The sequence below is a fragment of the Shewanella chilikensis genome (assembly GCF_037953065.1).
In the GTDB taxonomy this organism is placed as follows: Bacteria; Pseudomonadota; Gammaproteobacteria; order Enterobacterales; family Shewanellaceae; genus Shewanella; species Shewanella chilikensis.
In genome coordinates this window covers 970,001-988,866 of the sequence record NZ_CP149966.1, presented here as the reverse complement: position 1 = coordinate 988,866, position 18,866 = coordinate 970,001, and the positions used below count along the sequence as shown (strand labels likewise).

20 protein-coding genes, 2 tRNA genes, 2 rRNA genes and 1 pseudogene (1 of these 25 cut by a window edge) are annotated in these 18,866 nt (G+C 53.3%); 14 read left to right on the top strand and 11 right to left on the bottom strand.

Annotated elements, in window-relative coordinates:
- The first annotated feature begins 55 nt into the window (after positions 1 to 55).
- The 5 genes from WKR14_RS04605 to WKR14_RS04585 are packed head-to-tail and all read left to right on the top strand — an operon-like array spanning position 56 to position 4,574.
- Positions 56 to 775, top strand: a complete 720-nt coding sequence (locus WKR14_RS04605; protein ID WP_101057176.1) for a thermostable hemolysin — start codon at positions 56 to 58, stop codon at positions 773 to 775.
- The gene (locus WKR14_RS04600; protein WP_339087439.1) at positions 772 to 2,403 is read left to right on the top strand and encodes an AMP-binding protein; all 1,632 of its coding nucleotides are present in this window, start codon (positions 772 to 774) and stop codon (positions 2,401 to 2,403) included. The genes WKR14_RS04605 and WKR14_RS04600 overlap by 4 nt, the downstream gene beginning before the upstream one ends.
- Positions 2,403 to 3,074, top strand: a complete 672-nt coding sequence (locus WKR14_RS04595) for a TenA family transcriptional regulator (RefSeq protein WP_028781581.1) — start codon at positions 2,403 to 2,405, stop codon at positions 3,072 to 3,074. Before WKR14_RS04600 ends, WKR14_RS04595 begins: the two co-directional genes overlap by 1 nt.
- Positions 3,075 to 3,088: 14 nt before the next feature.
- A complete protein-coding gene (locus WKR14_RS04590) occupies positions 3,089 to 3,934 on the top strand; it encodes an SDR family oxidoreductase (protein WP_339087438.1) in 846 nt (281 codons plus the stop codon).
- On the top strand, positions 3,921 to 4,574 hold the full coding sequence (locus WKR14_RS04585; RefSeq protein WP_339087437.1) for a tetratricopeptide repeat protein: 654 nt from the start codon (positions 3,921 to 3,923) through the stop codon (positions 4,572 to 4,574). The genes WKR14_RS04590 and WKR14_RS04585 overlap by 14 nt, the downstream gene beginning before the upstream one ends.
- Before the next feature lie 134 nt (positions 4,575 to 4,708).
- Here the strand turns inward: WKR14_RS04585 and WKR14_RS04580 are convergent, their stop codons facing one another.
- A complete protein-coding gene (locus WKR14_RS04580; protein ID WP_339087436.1) occupies positions 4,709 to 5,929 on the bottom strand; it encodes a Xaa-Pro peptidase family protein in 1,221 nt (406 codons plus the stop codon).
- Between the two features lie 158 nt (positions 5,930 to 6,087).
- Between WKR14_RS04580 and WKR14_RS04575 the strand changes: the two genes are divergently transcribed.
- A complete protein-coding gene (locus tag WKR14_RS04575) occupies positions 6,088 to 6,408 on the top strand; it encodes a hypothetical protein (protein ID WP_224867805.1) in 321 nt (106 codons plus the stop codon).
- A gap of 30 nt (positions 6,409 to 6,438) precedes the next feature.
- On the opposite strand, the gene WKR14_RS04570 is transcribed toward WKR14_RS04575, so the two are convergent.
- Positions 6,439 to 7,215: an ROK family protein gene (locus WKR14_RS04570; protein ID WP_071238102.1), complete on the bottom strand. Its 777-nt coding sequence runs from the start codon at positions 7,213 to 7,215 to the stop codon at positions 6,439 to 6,441.
- Between the two features lie 84 nt (positions 7,216 to 7,299).
- On the bottom strand, positions 7,300 to 8,490 hold the full coding sequence (locus tag WKR14_RS04565; RefSeq protein WP_234556233.1) for an MFS transporter: 1,191 nt from the start codon (positions 8,488 to 8,490) through the stop codon (positions 7,300 to 7,302).
- 115 nt (positions 8,491 to 8,605) lie between these two features.
- Here WKR14_RS04565 and WKR14_RS04560 point away from each other — a divergent pair, with 115 nt between their 5' ends.
- From WKR14_RS04560 to lipA, 5 genes are all read left to right on the top strand, one after another.
- On the top strand, positions 8,606 to 8,869 hold the full coding sequence (locus WKR14_RS04560; protein ID WP_039035885.1) for a hypothetical protein: 264 nt from the start codon (positions 8,606 to 8,608) through the stop codon (positions 8,867 to 8,869).
- 140 nt (positions 8,870 to 9,009) lie between these two features.
- On the top strand, positions 9,010 to 10,818 hold the full coding sequence (locus WKR14_RS04555; protein WP_339087435.1) for an aminopeptidase P family protein: 1,809 nt from the start codon (positions 9,010 to 9,012) through the stop codon (positions 10,816 to 10,818).
- 135 nt (positions 10,819 to 10,953) lie between these two features.
- Entirely contained in the window at positions 10,954 to 11,220 is a 267-nt protein-coding gene (gene ybeD / locus WKR14_RS04550) for a DUF493 family protein YbeD (RefSeq protein ID WP_028781166.1), read from the top strand.
- Between the two features lie 137 nt (positions 11,221 to 11,357).
- Entirely contained in the window at positions 11,358 to 12,017 is a 660-nt protein-coding gene (lipB, locus tag WKR14_RS04545) for a lipoyl(octanoyl) transferase LipB (RefSeq protein ID WP_226564435.1), read from the top strand.
- Positions 12,010 to 12,975, top strand: coding sequence for a lipoyl synthase (gene lipA / locus WKR14_RS04540; protein WP_025009861.1), 966 nt, complete (start codon positions 12,010 to 12,012; stop codon positions 12,973 to 12,975). The genes lipB and lipA overlap by 8 nt, the downstream gene beginning before the upstream one ends.
- 150 nt (positions 12,976 to 13,125) lie before the next feature.
- On the opposite strand, the gene rimI is transcribed toward lipA, so the two are convergent.
- Together rimI and WKR14_RS04530 are read right to left on the bottom strand one after the other, a co-directional pair.
- The gene (gene rimI / locus WKR14_RS04535) at positions 13,126 to 13,617 is read right to left on the bottom strand and encodes a ribosomal protein S18-alanine N-acetyltransferase (protein ID WP_101057156.1); all 492 of its coding nucleotides are present in this window, start codon (positions 13,615 to 13,617) and stop codon (positions 13,126 to 13,128) included.
- Complete coding sequence (locus WKR14_RS04530; RefSeq protein WP_071476507.1) at positions 13,581 to 13,916, bottom strand: DNA polymerase III subunit psi; 336 nt, start codon at positions 13,914 to 13,916, stop codon at positions 13,581 to 13,583. The genes rimI and WKR14_RS04530 overlap by 37 nt, the downstream gene beginning before the upstream one ends.
- Before the next feature lie 280 nt (positions 13,917 to 14,196).
- On the opposite strand from WKR14_RS04530, the gene dpsA reads away from it, so the two are divergent.
- The gene (gene dpsA, locus WKR14_RS04525) at positions 14,197 to 14,667 is read left to right on the top strand and encodes a DNA starvation/stationary phase protection protein DpsA (protein WP_339087434.1); all 471 of its coding nucleotides are present in this window, start codon (positions 14,197 to 14,199) and stop codon (positions 14,665 to 14,667) included.
- A 277-nt stretch (positions 14,668 to 14,944) separates the two neighbouring features.
- Here the strand turns inward: dpsA and WKR14_RS04520 are convergent.
- Positions 14,945 to 15,021: transfer RNA gene (locus WKR14_RS04520), tRNA-Trp, on the bottom strand.
- A gap of 291 nt (positions 15,022 to 15,312) precedes the next feature.
- Here WKR14_RS04520 and WKR14_RS04515 point away from each other — a divergent pair.
- Positions 15,313 to 15,894 (top strand): annotated as a pseudogene (locus WKR14_RS04515) (IS630 family transposase); the annotation flags it as partial.
- Between the two features lie 130 nt (positions 15,895 to 16,024).
- Positions 16,025 to 16,198, top strand: coding sequence for a hypothetical protein (locus tag WKR14_RS04510; protein ID WP_339087433.1), 174 nt, complete (start codon positions 16,025 to 16,027; stop codon positions 16,196 to 16,198).
- Positions 16,199 to 16,286: 88 nt separating this feature from the next.
- Here the strand turns inward: WKR14_RS04510 and tnpA (WKR14_RS04505) are convergent, their stop codons facing one another.
- From tnpA (WKR14_RS04505) to WKR14_RS04485, 5 genes are all read right to left on the bottom strand, one after another.
- Positions 16,287 to 16,721, bottom strand: a complete 435-nt coding sequence (gene tnpA, locus WKR14_RS04505; protein WP_208138538.1) for an IS200/IS605 family transposase — start codon at positions 16,719 to 16,721, stop codon at positions 16,287 to 16,289.
- 179 nt (positions 16,722 to 16,900) lie between these two features.
- Complete coding sequence (gene tnpA, locus WKR14_RS04500) at positions 16,901 to 17,335, bottom strand: IS200/IS605 family transposase (protein WP_208138538.1); 435 nt, start codon at positions 17,333 to 17,335, stop codon at positions 16,901 to 16,903.
- Between the two features lie 216 nt (positions 17,336 to 17,551).
- Positions 17,552 to 17,667: ribosomal RNA gene (gene rrf, locus WKR14_RS04495) — 5S ribosomal RNA — on the bottom strand.
- 116 nt (positions 17,668 to 17,783) lie between these two features.
- A tRNA-Val gene (locus WKR14_RS04490) sits at positions 17,784 to 17,859 on the bottom strand.
- A gap of 90 nt (positions 17,860 to 17,949) precedes the next feature.
- Positions 17,950 to 18,866: ribosomal RNA gene (locus WKR14_RS04485) — 23S ribosomal RNA — on the bottom strand; it runs 1,975 nt beyond the window's last position.

The window sequence follows — 18,866 nt, the reverse complement described above, 5'->3', positions numbered from 1 at the left end:
CTTAAGACTGCTTTTCTAGGCTTTGGATACTGGTTAACAGATCCGGAGTATCTCTATGGTCAAGCAGTCTACCCTGTCTGCCCTGGAAAAGGACGTCCCACATTCTGCCAACCCACCTCATGCACTCCCCGAATGTCGCCTGTTTCATGAACAGGCAGAGGGCCGCACTGAGGTTGAAGACTATATCGCCGCCAAATACTTTCAGGTGCATGGCGCCAAACTCAAGGAGTTTTTGCCTTTCTTACTGCAACTGACCATTAAAGGTCAGCCTCAGGGTGCCTTCGGCCTCAGAGCCGGTTGTTACTACCCCTTGTTTCTGGAGCAATATCTCAAGGACCCCATAGAGCAGCAAGTAGCGCTACTGGCCAAACGCCCTGTGGACAGGGCTTCCTTGGTAGAGGTGGGCAATCTGGCACTGACCAACAAGAGTTCAGGGCCACTGCTGCTGGTACTGCTTGCCGCCACTCTGGCCAGGGCCGGTTTTGAATATATGGTCTTTACCGTCACAGAGCAGGTGGAAGCGCTAATGAAACTGCTGGGCTTTTCCCCCATGTTGCTGTGCAGCGCCGATCCAAAGCGACTGGAAGGTGACAGCGCCATTTGGGGCAATTACTACCGCAACAACCCCAGAGTCATGATTGGCGATCTGCGCCTCGCTCAAGAGGTAATAGAAACCAGCCCCCGCTTGAGACGACTGGCACAAAGGCACGAATTGGATATCAGCACCATGGCGGCCAAATTGGCTTATGCCAGGACCCGGGAGCCAAGCCTATGACTCCATCGCCTCAGTTGAACCAAGCCAATACCTCTGAGTCGGGTGCCGGAACCAACCTTGATTGGGATGTCCTGGGCAAACTCAACGGCGAAGATCTGGCCATTGCCCTTAGCGATGCTGGGCGGCAACTCAGCTACCTTGAACTGAAAACGGAAATCCGCCGCTACAGTGATTTCCTCAAACGCCTGAATATCCGCAGCCTGGCACTGCATGCCGGTAACAGTGTGCAGTGGGCGATACTGGATCTCGCCTGCCAGCAGGCGGGAGTTCTTTGCCTGCCCTTGCCGCTGTTTTTCTCCCAAGAGCAGTTGGCAAACTGCCTTGAACAAACCTCGGTTGAGCTGGTGCTGAGCGAAAGCCCACAAATTCAGCCTTGTTTGCCAAAGGGCTTCACGCCTTACCAAGGTCTCAGTGAACTGGGCTGCAATCTATACGGCTGGCATTTATACGGCAGGCAGTTATACGACGAGCAGCTATCTGACGGACAGCTCTTCAACGGACATCCGGGCCAACAGAGCGCTTGCGCCGAGAAAACGGCGGCTTTTCCACAAGTCCCTCAGGGCACAGCCAAAATCACCTTTACCTCAGGCTCTACCGGTAACCCCAAGGGGGTGTGTCTCAGCAGCGAGCATCAATGGCGAGTGGCCGAATCGCTTGCCACAGTCACGGCCCTGCCTCGGCCCAGGCATCTTTGTCTGTTGCCCTTAAGTACCTTGCTGGAAAACATCGCCGGTATCTACAGCCCCTTGCTGTGCGGCGGAACTGTGCTGCTGCCCTCGGATAAAGCGCGCGGCATGCATGGCAGCTCGAGACTCGACAGCCGGGCGCTGCTGCAGACCATAAGCCGAGCGCAGCCGAGCAGCATGATCCTCATTCCTCAGTTATTGACACTGCTGGTCGGTGCCTGCGAGCAAGGGTGGCAAGCGCCAAACTCACTGCGCTTTGTCGCCGTTGGTGGCGGCAAGGTCGCCCCCGAGTTGCTGCTGCGGGCCAGGGAGCTTGGATTGCCGGTTTATGAAGGTTACGGCCTGTCGGAATGCGGCTCTGTCGTGGCGCTCAACACCCCGGATAAAGACACTCCCGGCTTTGCCGGCACTGTGTTGCCTCATTGCAAAGTCACCATTCGCGGCGGCGAAATCCATGTCGGCGGCGCCAGTCACCTGGGGTATCTCGGCCAACCCGAGACTTGGGGCCAGGGAGAAATCGCCACCGGTGACCTTGGCCAACTCGATAAAGGTGTGCTCGCCATTAACGGGCGCCGCAAGCATCTGCTTATCAGCTCCTTTGGCCGCAATATCAGCCCTGAGTGGGTGGAGTCGGCGCTGATGGCCAAACCGCTGCTGAGTCAGTGTATGGTGCTCGGCGACGCCAAACCCTGGCTCAGCGCACTGCTGTGCGCTCCGCTCCAAGTCAGCGATGAGCAGCTCCAGGCCTGGCTGGATGCGGTCAATGCCACACTGCCCGACTACGCCAGGATCAAACGCTGGATAAGACTGAATGAAACCGAGCTCAAGCCTCACACCACCGCCAATGGCAGGGTCAAGCGCGCCTCACTGCTGAGCGCCCTGGCCGCTCAAATACAACAGCTCTATCTATCTGAAACCCCATATCTTGAGGGAACCCTATAATGAATTTCTACAACCAATTACAACAAGCAACCCAGAGCGGACGCGAGTATCTGCTGGCCAGTCCCATCATAGGCAAGTGTCTGCAAGGAGAGATAAGCCTGGAGGAATATGTCGCCTTCCTGCACCAGGCCTATCACCATGTGAAGCACACTTCGCCGCTGCTCATGGCCACAGGCGCCAGACTGCCGGAAAGCAAGGAATGGCTTAGGGTGGCGGTAGCCGAGTATATCGAAGAGGAGCAAGGCCACCAGGAGTGGATCCTCAATGACATAGCCGCCTGCGGTTTTGACAAGGAAAAGGCCAGACGCAGCACGCCGCTGTTTGCCACCGAGGTCATGGTTGCATATGCCTACGACATGGTGAATCGGGTAAGTCCGCTGGGCTTTTTCGGCATGGTCAATGTACTGGAAGGCACCAGCATCAATCTGGCGCTGCTGGCAGCCGAGAAAGTGCAATCGCGCCTGGGGCTGCCGGATTCGGCCTTCAGTTATCTCAAGTCTCACGGCGAGCTGGACAAGCAACATATCCATTTCTTTGAGGGGCTGATGAACCGGATTGAGGATCGCGATGAACAGGCCTTGATCATTCACGCCGCCAACAACTTCTACCGCCTCTACGGCAATATCTTCCGCGAGCTGGCGCCGGCCCAGGCCTTGGCGCTGGCCTCCTGAAAACGGTGACCAATATGGAACTCAAACACCTGAATGTCATCATCACAGGCGCCAGTGGCGGCATCGGCAGCGCCATCGCCAGGGCGCTGGCCGCCAAAGGCGCCAGGCTGCTGCTCTGCGGCCGGGATCAAGCCAAGCTCGATGCCCTGAAACAGAGCCTTGCCGGGGAGCATCACACCTTAAGTGCCGATCTGACCAGCAGTGGCGGTCAGTGTCAGCTGCGCCAGGCCGCCGGGGTGTTCAGCCCCAAGGTGTTGATCAACTGCCTTGGGGTCAATCAACTCAGCATGTTGGAAGCCAGCGACACCTGTGATACCCGCGCCATGATGGCGGTGAACCTGGAGGCGCCCATCAACTGTTGCCGCACCCTGCTGCCCTTGCTCAAACGCCAGTCCGAGGCCGCCATCATCAATGTCGGCTCCATTCTCGGCAGCATAGGCTACCCGGGTTTCAGTCTTTACTGCGCCAGCAAATTTGGCCTCAGGGGCTTTACCGAAGTACTGGAGCGAGAGTTAGCCGACAGCAAGATTAAGGTGCTCTATTTCGCCCCCAGAGCCACGGATACCGAACTCAACACAGAATCGATGCGCCAGCTCAATTCGGCGCTCGGCAACCGTCAGGACAGCCCTGAATGGGTGGCCGACATCCTCTGCCGCGATCTGGCTGATAATCGCCAGGGCCGCCGTTTTATCGGTTGGCCGGAAAAGCTGTTTGTGCGCATAAACGCCCTGCTGCCCGGCCTGGTTAACAATGATATCCGCAAGAAACTGCCACTTATCCGCCAGTTTTGCCAAAGGGCTATGCCAATACAAGACACGGCCAACCCCATCACCGAAGGAGAGAAACATGAAACCATTTAAACTCTTGTGCCTGAGCGCAGCGCTGCTGGTGAGTCCTTCGCTCTGGGCCGATGACGCAAGCGATCTGGCCGTCAAACAGTTGCAACACGACTGGGCTATCAACAACTATCAACTCAGCGGCGACGAGCAGGAAAAAGCCTTTGTTAAACTGCTGAAGTTGGCGGATGAGTCGGTGCAATCCCACCCTCAAAGTACAGGCGTGCGTATCTGGCACGGGATTATCAACTCTACCTATGCCGGGGTCAGCGGCGGCCTCGGTGCCCTCAAATATGCCAAGCGGGCTCGTAGTGATTTCGAGCAGGCGCTCAAGCAAGATCCCACCGCGCTCAAGGGCTCAGCCTACACCAGTCTCGGAGTACTTTACTACAAGGTGCCCGGCTGGCCGCTGGGCTTTGGGGATGATGACAAGGCCGAAGAGTTGTTGAAACAGGCGTTGGAACTCAACCCCGATGGCATAGACAGCAACTACTTTTACGGCGACTTCCTGTTGGAAGAGGACAGGTATGACGAAGCCCTGCCTTTCCTGCAAAAGGCACTCGAAGCCGTTCCAAGGCCTGGGCGCGAGTTGGCAGATGCGGGTCGCAAGCAGGAAATCAAGGCAGCACTTGCCAAAATTGCCGCCTATCGCGATAACAGCTAACGTCAGTCAATTTTTACCAGTAAAGATTGCGTTTGATGGACAAGGCTGGCGCTTGATTTCGAGCTCAGCCCAGCATCAGTCAGCCAATACAGGCTGACTGATGGTTTTATTATCCGAGCAAGAAACTGTTACAACTAATCCCCCTGCGCGAAGGGATCGTCAATCGACTTAGCCGGCTGGGTAAACCAGCGCGGCCCCTCTGCCGTCATATAGAAGTGATCTTCATGGCGAACGCCGAACTCGCCGGGCACACAAAGCATGGGCTCATTGGAAAAACACATACCAACAGCCAGTGGGGTGTTGTCGCCATCGACCAGGTAGGGCCACTCATGAATATCCAGGCCTATGCCGTGGCCCGTTCTATGGGGCAATCCCGGCAGTTGATATCCGGGCCCGAAACCGGCCGCTTCCAACACGGCTCTGGCCGCCTTGTCGACACCGCTGCAGGGCGCACCTAAAGCCGCCGCTTCAAAACCTGAGCGCTGCGCTGCCTGCTCCAGCGCCCACAATTGCCGCTGCCGCTCGCTTGGCGTACCAAATACATAGGTGCGGGTAATATCCGAGTTGTAACCATGCAGCTGACAGCCTGTGTCTATCAACACAGTGTCGCCCGGCTCCAGCGTCTTGGGCGACTTGACCCCATGGGGATAGGCGCTGTCCTCACCAAAGAGCACTATGCAGAAATAGGAGCCACTGGCCCCCACGGCTCTATGGGCCTTGTCGATGAAATCTTCCACCTCGGCGGTACTGATCCCCGGGCGTAATATTCTGGCGGCGGCCTTGTGCACTTCGAGCGTCATATCCATAGCCCGCTGAATCAGCCTCAGCTCGGCGGCCGATTTATGCATTCGCAGTTGGGCGCTAATCTTGGCGCCGTTGACAAAGGCAAGCTCGGGGCAAGCCTCACGCAGGCCATCAAACAAAAAGAAAGGGGCAGATTCATCTATAGCCAGAACGGCGCCCGGGCGCAGACAGCCCATGCGCTTAAGCACATGGCGGCACAGCGCATAGGGACTCTGGTGCTCATGCCAGGTGTTAACCGGTCCAGGCTGCAACATAAAGCCCTTGAGGGTGTCGAGCTCAAATGCCGGCGCCAGGTATTCCAGCTCACCACAACTTGGCAAAATCGCTCCTATCATACGCTCACTGGCATACCAACGCAGGCCGGAGAAATAGTAGAGATTGGTGCCGGCGTTGAGATAGAGGGCATCTATCCCCAACTCTTGCATCAGCGCCTGGGCATTTTGTTGCCTGGTTTTGAATTCGGCGGCTTCCACCGCTGTGACATCCCGGGTCATATCCACCAGCTTTGCCAACTCCTGCTCCGGGGTTGAGCCACCAACGCCTGTGCTCATAGACTTCTCCTGCTTGATTACTTTTAGTAGTTATTTGCTTGGGTATTAATGTGCTCGAGAGTTTTAGCATATTGTATGCAAACTTTAAAGCAGCAAACGAAATTGCCAATTTCCGGCGACCGCTGCTATGCTGCTTGCGCCAAACGCGGGAGTACAACATGCAAGATCTTGCCAACTATATTCTGGCCATAGAAGGACGGACAAGCAGCGCCGAACTGTTGGAGTCGGTGCAAGTTCACACCACAGACGATGAAGGTTTGTGGCAATATCACTTTGCCGATGGCACCATTATCGAAAAACAGCAGGAGCTGGAACAGGAGCCAAGCCAGTCCAATATCGGCGAGCTTTGTGAAGATAACTGGACCCGTTATCGGGTGCTGAAAGGAAACGATATCAGCCCAAAACAAAAAGCCTTCAGCAACCTGTGCCAAAGGGCCTTCTGGTTGAAGATGCGTCAGGCCTGCCAGAAACCGGCTTGAAGGGGGATATCTCCCCCTTGAATCAAACTATCAGGCCTGTTGCATCAGCATTACTTGCAGACCACGGCAGACCAAGGTCTCCATATCGTCGACCCGACTTATCTGACACTGACTGACAGTGGCTGGAACCGCCAAGTCTTTAACACCACTGACGCAGCCCTTGTAGTAATCGGCATTGGCCAACATGTTACCGGCAAGCCAGAGTTTTTGCGGATTGAGAAGGTTAACCGCCCAGGCAATACCCATCCCCAGATAAGCCCCGGCGCGATAGAGTTCTACCGGGTTGCGCAAGCGCCGACGCCGTACCGACTCGCCGCTGGCCAACTGTTCGAGACTGAATTCCCCCGACTCCGTCATTACCCGGCAAGCGCCCAATTCGCCACCCAGGCCATTGGCACCGCTGAACACCCGGCCGTTGAGCGCCAGCGACATGCCGATCCCTGTGCCACACATCACCAAGAGTTCACACTGGTGTTTTACGCTGGCAATGGCGTGCAGACCGGCGTGGATATCATTGCTGATGGCCACCAGTTCACCACGGCTGCTGAGCTTTTCCGGGTTAAGCCCCACCAGCGCCGGCAAGGCACGGCAGGATATTAGTTGGTTGTCTCGCACCATGCCAGGGAAGGCCAGTGCCAGACGGTAGTTTGCAAGCCCATAATCAGATTCAAGTTCAGCCAATTGCCGATTGAGATCTGCTATGGTGAAACTCTCTCCGGTGGGGATTTTATATTGTTCTGTTGTTTCCCCTTGCCGCAGCTGAAACAGCGCGGTTTCAGTCCCCACTTCGATCGTTAATGTCGACATCAATAAACCCCTTTTTACCGTACCGCCAGAGGCGGTAGACGGCCTAAGATGTTAGCACAGTGCTGCCGGCACCGCACCTAATCATCAAGGTTCTGTTATTTGTAACGCTTTGCTTTTACTTAACTTCCACCATGCTATCAGGATAAGTTGGGTCGCAATGGCAGGAATACAGATCACCAGCAGCAGTTGCCAGCCGAGCTGATAAATGACCCAGCCGGCCCCCAGAGACGCCAACGCCTGAGAGCCAAATACCAGAGAATCGTTGAAAGACTGCACAGTGAATCTCTCTTCGGGGCGATAACAGCCAGGCAGCAGCGAAGTGCCGGCAACAAACAGGAAGTTCCAACCCACACCCAACATCACCAGCGCACTCCAATAGTTGAGCAGATCACGCCCCGCCAGCGCCAGAGCCAAAGTCAGGCAGTAAAGCGCCAGCCCGGCCAACATGATGCGGGTGTGACCCAAGCGGGCTATCAGGTAGCCACTTATCAGCGAGGGCAGATACATGGCAATCACATGACTCTGGATCACCCACTTGGTATCCTCAAGGCTGTGATGCTCTATGTGATGCATATGTACCGGGGTCGCCGTCATGATAAAACTCATCAGGGCGTAGCCTATAACTGCGGCGCCGCAGGCAACCCAGAGTCGGCTTTGACGCAAAATAATCGGCAACGGTCGAATGCCCATACGCTCAACCTTGGAGGCTTTGAGTACCGGGCCTTCATCTTGATAAAACAGCAGGCAGGCCAGCGCCAGCACACCGACCAGAGTCACCATCAAAAAGGCCCCAGAGTATGTTACCGGCAAAATATCCTTGGCCAGCAAGGCCAGTTCTGGCCCGAGGAAGGCGGCGAGCAAACCACCAAGCAACACCCGGCTGGCTGCCTTGGCAGACAGAGTCGGCGCCACTGACTCCATGGCGGCAAACCGGTATTGCTGAATAATGGCGCCGCCGCATCCGAGCAGCAGACCACTGCCACAAAATCCCCAGAACTGGGCATACCAAACACTAAGCGCCGCCATAGCACCGGCCACACTGGTCAGCAGGGCGCCACCGATAAATACCCGCCGCCGCCCCAAACGCTGCATCAAGATATTGATGGGCACAATCGCCACAGCGACTCCGACTACCATCATGGCGATAGGCAGTGTCGACAGCGAGGGAACCGGGCTCAGCTCTGCCCCTATTATGCCTCCGAGCAATACCATGATAGGTGTGGCACTCATGGCAAAGGCCTGCGCCAACATCAACACCCAAACATTTAGCGGCATAAAGGCATCCTTGAATAAAAATCGAGACAGATAAAAACCTTGAACAGGCTAATAAATACACATAGAGTTAACCTAAGCCAATCAGTTTTAACATTTTCATTCAAGGAAGAACACTGTGGGAAAGCGAAACTGTATCAGAGTGCTACTGTTGACCTTGCTTCTGGGCATGGGGGCAGGCTGCAGCAACCAGCCATACTCCCCTTCTCAGGATCTCTATGACAACGTGGCCGACAATGTCGAGCAGCGCAATGAAAAGCTGGCGCGGGATCAACAACCAAGCGATGACAGAGTAAAGAGTGAAGATGTCAGCAAGGGAGTGATGGCAACCCTGGTTAGCTCCTTTTTGGTCGGCATTGCGACTCTGTTTGGCAGCAATTAACTTGGCCCCCTTTACAGCAGTTAAAGTTTTTTCAACATGCCCACCCTTGCGAAGCGACTTCAGGGCTTGCCATAATCCGCTATCACTCATAAAGACAAGGTCGGCCAAGAGTAGCCAAGCCGACCATCAGCGGAGCCCCTATGTTGCAATCACAATCGCTCAAAAGCCCCCATATCGCATCACGGCTTAATGCCGTGCGCAGCGAAATGACCAAACACCAACTCGATGCCTTTATTCAGCCCCGTGCCGACGAGTATCTCGGCGAGTATGTGCCGGCGCACAACGAGCGTTTACATTGGCTGACCGACTTTACCGGCTCGGCGGGGATGGCGATTGTGATGAAAGACAGCGCCGCCATTTTTACTGATGGCCGCTACACAGTGCAGGTGAGGCAACAGGTGGACTCAACCCTGTTCAGTTATGAGAGCCTGACAGATATGCCCCAGGCACAATGGTTGGCGGAAAAGCTGCCGGCCGGTTGCCGTGTTGGCTACGATCCCAGGTTGCATACCCTGGCCTGGCAGCAAGATGCCGAAGCCACGCTGACTAAGGCGGGTATGACACTGGTGGCGCTTGACAACAACCCGGTGGATTTGCACTGGCAAGACAGGCCCGTGCCGGAAAACAAGCCCATTATCCTCTTCAATGCCGAATCTGCCGGCAAGAGCAGCGAACAGAAGCGCAGTGAAATCGGCGCCCTGGTGAAAAAGGCCGGGGCCGATGTAGCGCTGATAGCGGCGCTGGACTCCTTCTGCTGGTTACTCAATATCCGCGGTCAGGACGTGCCCAGGTTGCCCGTGGTATTAGGCTCTGCCCTGCTGGAAGCCAATGGTGAGATGACACTGTTTACCGAGCTTGCCAAGTTGCCCCAGGGGATTGAAGCCCACGTAGGGGCCGGTGTCAGCTTCCGCGCCGAGTCGGAGCTCGCCGAAGCGTTGCAAGCGCTTGAAGGCAGAAAGCTTTTGGCCGACCCCAATAATGCCAATGCCTTCAGCCAATTACAGGCCAAAGCCGCCGGCGCCAAACTGATCGCCGGACTCGATCCTGTGGCACTGCCCAAGGCCTGTAAAAACAGTGCCGAACTGCAGGGAATGCGCGCCAGCCATATCAGAGACGGCGTTGCCGTGAGCCGTTTCCTGGCGTGGCTGGATACCGAAGTGGCTGCTGGCCGACTCTATGATGAAGGCACACTGGCAGATAAGCTTGAGAGCTATCGCCTTGAGGATCCCCTCTACCGCGAGCCAAGCTTTGACACTATTTCCGCCACCGGCGGCAATGCGGCCATGTGCCACTATAACCATCTCAACGGCACTCCGGCCATGATGGAGATGAACAGCATCTATCTGGTGGACTCTGGCGCCCAGTATTTGGACGGCACCACGGACGTTACCCGCACCATAGCCATAGGTGAAGTCAGCGCCGAACAGAAAAAGATGGTGACCTTGGTGCTCAAGGGGCATATCGCCCTGGATCAGGCCCGCTTCCCACGGGGCACTACGGGGCAACAACTGGATGCCTTCGCCCGTCAATACTTGTGGCAGCACGGTTTTGACTACGACCACGGCACGGGCCATGGTGTTGGCCACTTCCTCAGCGTTCATGAAGGCCCACAAAGAATAGGCAAGAACCTCAATGCCATTCCTTTGCTGCCCGGAATGGTGCTTTCCAACGAACCCGGCTATTACCGTACAGATGCCTTCGGTATCCGTCTGGAAAACCTGGTGGAAGTACGCCCCTGTGAAGCGCTCAAAGGGGCCGAGCGGGAGATATTCGAGTTCGACGCTCTGACTCTGATCCCTATGGATAAACGCTTGATAGACAAGAGTCTGCTTACTGAAGCTGAGCTCAATTGGTTCAATGACTATCACAGCCGCGTTTATCAGACCCTGTCACCGCTGATGAGTGGCGAATCACTGGCCTGGCTCGAACAGGCCACCTCGCCGCTGTAACGCCCAAGGGCGCCGTCAATGGCTGGCGCCCTTTGTCAAACTCTCTGTGCTATTCGCGAGAAGATCCGCCCCTTGAATTGGGATATAATAGCCGCCATATAGCTGTTATTATTTTGCCATGAGAATCTCAATCCCATGATAAGTACCACCTTTGATCAGTATCTGGAGTTTCCAACCTCCTTCCCATTTAAAGTGGTTGGCGATGCCAGCGATACCCTGGCCGACCGCGTAGTCGAAGTCGTCCAGAAGCACGCCCCCGGCGATTACAGCCCCACCACCAAGGCCTCCAGCAAAGGCACCTATATCTCGGTGACCATAAATGTGAGAGTGACCAGCAAGGAACATATCGAAACCTTGTACACTGAACTTGCCGCTATTGAAGGCGTTCGCCGGGTACTCTGATACCTGGCACTCGGCAGAGAAAGTGTGATCTGGATTACATTTTACCTGCCGAAGCGTATAATACCTGCCGGTATCAAAGAGTGAGCACAGCTTGATACTGATTGGTATCATCTCAAACAGAGGGGGAGACGTTGCCCTTGCCAGACAATACATTGCATATCCGCCACTTGGGTAACATGGATTATGAGACTGTATGGCATGCCATGCAGCACTATACCGACACCCGTGACGAACACAGCCCAGATGAACTCTGGCTGGTGGAGCATCCACCGGTTTTCACCCAAGGCCAGGCCGGTAAGAGTGAGCATCTGCTCAACACCGGCGATATCCCGGTGATCCAGGTGGATCGCGGTGGTCAGGTAACTTACCATGGCCCGGGGCAGCTGGTCGCCTACCCTCTTATCAATATCAAACGGCGCAAGCTTGGGGTAAGACAGCTGGTTACCGACATAGAACAAAGCCTGGTGGAGCTGCTCAAGCGCTTCGATGTTCCGGCCTATGCCAAGGCCGATGCGCCGGGTGTCTATGTCGAGGAGCGTAAAATAGCCTCTTTGGGGCTGAGGATCCGTAAGGGATGCTCATTCCACGGCTTGGCGCTGAATGTCGACATGGATCTCGCCCCTTTTCGTCGTATCAACCCCTGTGGTTATGCCGGACTCGAAATGGCCCAGTGCAAAGCACTCGGTGGCCCCCAGAGTGTCGAGGAGGCAGGCCAACACCTGATTGAAACTTTTAGCCAACGTTTGGGCTATGAGCAAACAGTGCATCACCAAGGATTAGCAGAGTCATATGAATAGGCCAGAAAGATTACAGCCCGGAGTGAAATTGCGGGACGCCGAAAAGGTTGCCCGTATCCCGGTCAAAGTTGTGCCATCAGAGCGCGACACCATGCTGCGCAAGCCCGATTGGTTGCGGGTTAAGCTGCCATCTTCCAATCAGCGGATCCTGGATATCAAACAGGCACTGCGTAAAAATGGTTTGCACTCAGTGTGTGAAGAAGCCTCCTGCCCGAACCTGGCCGAGTGCTTCAACCATGGTACAGCCACCTTTATGATCCTCGGTGCCATCTGTACCCGGCGTTGTCCCTTCTGTGACGTAGCCCATGGCCGTCCACTCAAGCCTGACGCCGAGGAGCCACTCAAGCTGGCACAAACCATCAAGGATATGAAGCTCAAGTATGTGGTGATCACCTCTGTGGATCGTGACGATCTGCGTGACGGCGGCGCCCAGCACTTCGCCGACTGTATCCGTGAGATCCGCAAACTCAACCCTGAGATCAAGATAGAGATATTGGTGCCTGACTTCCGCGGCCGTATCGATCAGGCGCTGGATATTCTGGCGACCGAGCCACCGGATGTATTCAACCACAACCTGGAAACGGCTCCGGCTCACTATCGTAAGGCCCGTCCCGGTGCCAACTATCAGTGGTCATTGGATCTGCTCAAACGCTTTAAAGAACGCCACCCGGATATCCCGACCAAGTCGGGGATCATGCTCGGACTGGGTGAAAGCAATGAAGAGATTGAACAGGTGCTCAGAGATCTGCGCGCTCACAATGTCAACATGCTGACTCTGGGCCAGTATCTGCAGCCATCCAAGTTCCACTTGCCGGTGGAGCGTTACGTGACTCCCAAGGAGTTTGACGACTTCCACAACCTGGCAACCGAACTCGGCTTTACCCACGCCGCCTGTGGCCCGCTGGTTCGCTCAAGCTACCATGCAGACCTTCAGGCCCAGGGGAAAGAGGTCAAATAGACCAAGCCCAAGCACCTAAAGAAACAGCGCCCACAGGCGCTGTTTTTCTATTTATGGGCACAATTAAAAGCTTTAGGGTTAGCGGCAAAGCTCTGACATAGCTGCCTCTGCCCATATTAACCGGGATGAGCGAAGAAGAGCCAAGAGAGACTAAGAGGAGTGAAGAGACAACTCCATCAGCAGAGCATCTTCCCGGCCCTCTTTTGCCGGATAGTAATCGGCCCTGGAGCCGGTCTCAATAAAGCCCAGGCGCCGGTACAAGGCGATAGCGGCAGCATTACCCACCCTGACTTCCAGCAATAATCTCTCCACACCAGTCTCTTTAAGCAACTCGATTGCCGCCAGTAATAATTGCCGCCCCAACCCCTGACCTTGTGCGGCAGGAGCGATACAGATATTCATCAGGGTCGCTTCCTCGAACAAAACTTGCAGCAAGCAAAAGCCTTGAAGCTCCGGTCCTAGATATAACCCCAGAGCCCGGTAAAAACGGCCAAAGCAACTGCCCAGAGTCGCCTCACTCCAGGGAAACTCATGGGCCAGTTGTTCAATTTTCATCATCTCGTCGAGGTCATCGGCCTCCAAGGCTCTAATTGCGATAACCTCAGTCACTTCGCCTCCAACCTGTGCCAAATCTGTTGCCATAGGGCGCGCTTGCCCTCACTGCCTGACATCAATTGCGCCGGCTGCGATGAATGCAGCCAGGCCCCTTCAACAGGCTCAGGGAACATATTCCATATCACCTCTTGCCCAGCCACAGGCCGATTACCGACGCTGCACTGCCCGGCCTCCAGTCCCAATAACGCCAACACCTTGAGCACCAGAGGATGTTGCAATACACGCTCGTCAGCATCAGGCACCAACAGCATGAAAGGCACCTGGGAGGGAGAGTCTTGTCTACTGCGCCACAGCTCTATTCCCATGGCGTGCAGATATTTATTCATGGTGATTGCGCTCCGCTTTAACGCAGTTTGAAAATGTCGCCCAAAACCCATAGCCGAGGGACGAACAAGAAGGGCAAAAAATGACTGAAAGAAACCCACAACAGAGCTTCCAAGTTAAGCGCTTTAGAATACCAGCTTGCTCAGCAACTGTCTGTGACTTGGGAACAAATCCCCCGGCAACCCACTCAAACAAAATCGATTGCAGGCATCTAGTTTATCCACTTTAACTAATTAGCTTCCGAAGTAATATAGAAAACAGATCATTTACGGAGGTTATATTATGAATATCAATATCGGGATCAACCAAGCCGATCGTTTGGAAATAGCCAACGGTTTGAATCGCTTACTCGCTGACACCTACAGCCTTTACCTTAAGACTCACAGCTTCCACTGGAACGTGACAGGTCCTATGTTCACCAGCCTACACCAACTGTTTGAAGAGCAGTACACCGAATTGGCTGCAGCGGTGGATGTCATAGCAGAACGGGTCAGAGCCCTGGGTGAAAGAGCCTTGGGATCCTACAGCGCCTACGCCGCTCAGACCGAAATCAAAGAAGACTCAGGCATCACAGATGCCAAACAGATGCTTGAGGAACTGCTGGAAGGCCAGGAGATCATTATTCGCAACGCCCGGGCACTCTACCCTCTGGTGAACCTGGCCAATGACGAAGCAACGGCAGATCTGCTGACCCAGCGTATTCAGTTACATGAAAAGACCGCCTGGATGCTTCGCAGCTTGTTAGTGCAGTAATCTGGCATCACTTTGATACGGCGTTCAGAAACGGCATGAATTGGCGGCTAATGCTGAAACAAACTGAGTATTGAACCTATACGGCTTACGCGTATTGCGTGAGCCGTTATCTTATTTGGCACCGAGCAGGAGTTAACCCTGTAACAGTAGTTTTAAAGATGTCTGCAAGCTGACAGTGCAAGGTGGAAAATAAATGGGTCCATATCGACCCCAAGCACTTTATGATATTTACAAAAGGAAAACGGCCCGCATATCGCTATGCAGGCCGTCTGGAATGTGGCAGGGGTGGCAGGACTCGAACCCGCAACCGTCGGTTTTGGAGACCGCTGTTCTACCAATTGGAACTACACCCCTGTGGAACGAGGGGCATTATGCAAAAAGCCTCCCTAAAGGTAAAGGACTTTTTGGTACAAACCCCGCTGATTGCAGCTTTTTCAGACAAAGCCATGGCATTGTGGGCATCCAAGAGTTTCTGTGGACAACACCTATCAGGTAAAGTTGCTGTAAACGCGAATTGTCCAAGTTCACCCAGCCAACGACTTTGAATATTTAACCCCAAAGATTCCCCATATAAGAACTCGACACTATTTTGCAAGCTACTTACAGTTTGGCCAATTTAACTTGACCATGACCGCCACACTTTAAAAACACTTCCTGATGGAAACGAATCTTCACATCCCGGGCCATCTTCCACTTGAGCGCGTGGATGTGTGGTTCCAAGACGAAGCCAGATTTGGCCAACAAAACCAAACAACAAGACTTTGGGCAAAACGGGGTAGCCGTCCCCCGTGTCGTCAAACAGCAGCAATTTGATTATGGGTATCTGTTTGGGGCGGTGTGCCCAAGTAGTGGTAAAACGGAAGCATTAATTACGCCGTTTGTTAATAAGGACATCATGCGCCAGCTCCTGGAACTGATCGCCAACCGAACTAAACCAGGACGACATGCTGTGGTGGTAATGGATGGTGCAGGGTGGCATACCAATGACATTGCAGTTGATATCCCCAACTTGTCGATACTCAAATTGCCGCCCTATTCCCCGCAGCTAAACCCCATCGAACAGGTGTGGAGTTGGCTACGCCAACGTCATCTCGCTAATCGCTGTTTCAAAGGATATGAGGACATTGTGGATGCTTGCAGTCAGGCTTGGAACGACTTCGTCAGCAGTACAGTACAAAGCGAGTGATAAAGATGTGCACCAGAGACTGGGCGAAAGTGACTGAACTTTAATGCGGAATGGTATCACATGGGGGAGAAAGACATCTGCTCATCAAGCACAGCTTGATAGATGGCTGTAGCGCGAAGCAGCTTGGCTGCGAGCTGAGGGGCACACACTGCGCCAGCAGCTTTGAGCTGCATGTTAAGTCGTGCTCGCTGGAGACAAAAGTGGCGTCTGGCGATGGCCAGCATCGAGCAAGCTCTGCGCGTTCGTCTGTCGCATCAAACTGAGTTTGATAAACACGACAACCTCACCCTACTCCACATGGGATTGTGCCTCACTGCGTTCGGACTCTTTATCTTCCCCATGTGAGAGTGGACATATCAAAATGCTATTAAAGTAAAGAATCCACCTTCTGAAGAAGGTGGCTTTGTATATGCCCCCTCAAAGGGGGCGTTGTTTACTCCAGCGTTAACTGAGCTTGCTCCTGCTTTTCTTCTTTCTCTTGATGCCGGACATAACGCCTTATTATCTCTTCATTTATTCCAACCGTATCAACAAAGTATCCTCGCTGCCAAAAATGGTTACCCCACATTTTGTTCTTCCTCAAGTGCGGATATTTACTAAATAGTTTTAGTGCTATTTTGCCTTTGAGCGCTCCCATCAGTCTTGATATCGATAACTTTGGCGGAACTTTTATAACTAAATGAACATGGTCTACCTGAACATTTAACTCTACTACTTTGCACCCAAGTTGCTCACTGTAAACGTGAATACAGCGGTAAACATCCTTACCTACTTTGTTTTTGAGAATCCTAAAACGGTACTTTGGAGTCCAAACTATATGATATTGACATCGCCAATACACATGCGATGCTTGCTCGTATCTACTCATGCTTTTTGTCCTTTGACTTCGCTAAAAATCAAAAGAGCAATTAGCATGGGTAGCCTTTACAGGCCAAGCCTAAATTGATGATAACCACCTACTGAAGTAGGTGGTTTAGGGGCTGAAAGTAAAGAATCCACCTTCTGAAGAAGGTGGCTTTGTATATGCCCCCTCAAAGGGGGCGTTGTTTACTCCAGCGTTAACTGAGCTTGCTCCTGCTTTTCTTCTTTCTCTTGATGCCGGACATAACGCCTTATTATCTCTTCATTTATTCCAACCGTATCAACAAAGTATCCTCGCTGCCAAAAATGGTTACCCCACATTTTGTTCTTCCTCAAGTGCGGATATTTACTAAATAGTTTTAGTGCTATTTTGCCTTTGAGCGCTCCCATCAGTCTTGATATCGATAACTTTGGCGGAACTTTTATAACTAAATGAACATGGTCTACCTGAACATTTAACTCTACTACTTTGCACCCAAGTTGCTCACTGTAAACGTGAATACAGCGGTAAACATCCTTACCTACTTTGTTTTTGAGAATCCTAAAACGGTACTTTGGAGTCCAAACTATATGATATTGACATCGCCAATACACATGCGATGCTTGCTCGTATCTACTCATGCTTTTTGTCCTTTGACTTCGCTAAAAATCAAAAGAGCAATTAGCATGGGTAGCCTTTACAGGCCAAGCCTAAATTGATGATAACCACCTACTGAAGTAGGTGGTTTAGGGGCTGAAAATGAAAAATCCCCAACACAGAGTGCTGGGGATTTATCGTTACTGTTTTGTCTTCACTCATTTCTTTGATAAAGAGTAAAAAGTGAAAACCAAAGTGGCGTCTGGCGATGACCTACTCTCACATGGGGAGACCCCACACTACCATCGGCGCGATTGCGTTTCACTTCTGAGTTCGGGATGGGATCAGGTGGGACCACAATGCTATTGTCACCAGACATAAAATTGTATGGAACAAATTTTAAACGCGCTTTAGCGCAGCCCGCTAGGGTCAAATACAAGGATGTATTTGATAAATTCATTCCTAAATTCAGAAAGCTGTTGCTTTGAAATATGGTGGTCGCTACTGGGATCGAACCAGTGACCCCCTCCTTGTAAGGGAGGTGCTCTCCCGGCTGAGCTAAGCGACCGGTATTCTTGGCTGTGCTCTTTTCAGAGCCTGAGTTCAAACTTCAATCAAGTATCGACTTCTTCAAGTCCGTAAAACCCATCTGGGTTGTATGGTTAAGCCTCTCGAGTCATTAGTACAGGTTAGCTCAACGCCTCGCAACGCTTACACACCCTGCCTATCAACGTCCTGGTCTCGAACGGCTCTTCAGAGGTCTCTAGGACCTAGGGATGACTCATCTTGGGGCTCGCTTCCCGCTTAGATGCTTTCAGCGGTTATCGATTCCGAACGTAGCTACCGGGCAATGCCATTGGCATGACAACCCGAACACCAGCGGTTCGTCCACTCCGGTCCTCTCGTACTAGGAGCAGCTCCCCTCAATCATCCAACGCCCACGGCAGATAGGGACCGAACTGTCTCACGACGTTCTGAACCCAGCTCGCGTACCACTTTAAATGGCGAACAGCCATACCCTTGGGACCGACTTCAGCCCCAGGATGTGATGAGCCGACATCGAGGTGCCAAACACCGCCGTCGATATGAACTCTTGGGCGGTATCAGCCTGTTATCCCCGGAGTACCTTTTATCCGTTGAGCGATGGCCCTTCCATTCAGAACCACCGGATCACTATGACCTGCTTTCGCATCTGCTCGACGTGTCTGTCTCGCAGTTAAGCTGGCTTATGCCATTGCACTAACCGTACGATGTCCGACCGTACTTAGCCAACCTTCGTGCTCCTCCGTTACTCTTTGGGAGGAGACCGCCCCAGTCAAACTACCCACCAGGCACTGTCCCTAATCCCGATAAGGGACCAAGGTTAGAACATCAACACTACAAGGGTGGTATTTCAAGGTTGACTCCAACAAGACTGGCGTCTCATCTTCATAGTCTCCCACCTATCCTACACATGTAGGGTCAATGTTCAGTGCCAAGCTATAGTAAAGGTTCACGGGGTCTTTCCGTCTAGCCGCGGGTATACGGCATCTTCACCGCAATTTCAACTTCACTGAGTCTCGGCTGGAGACAGCG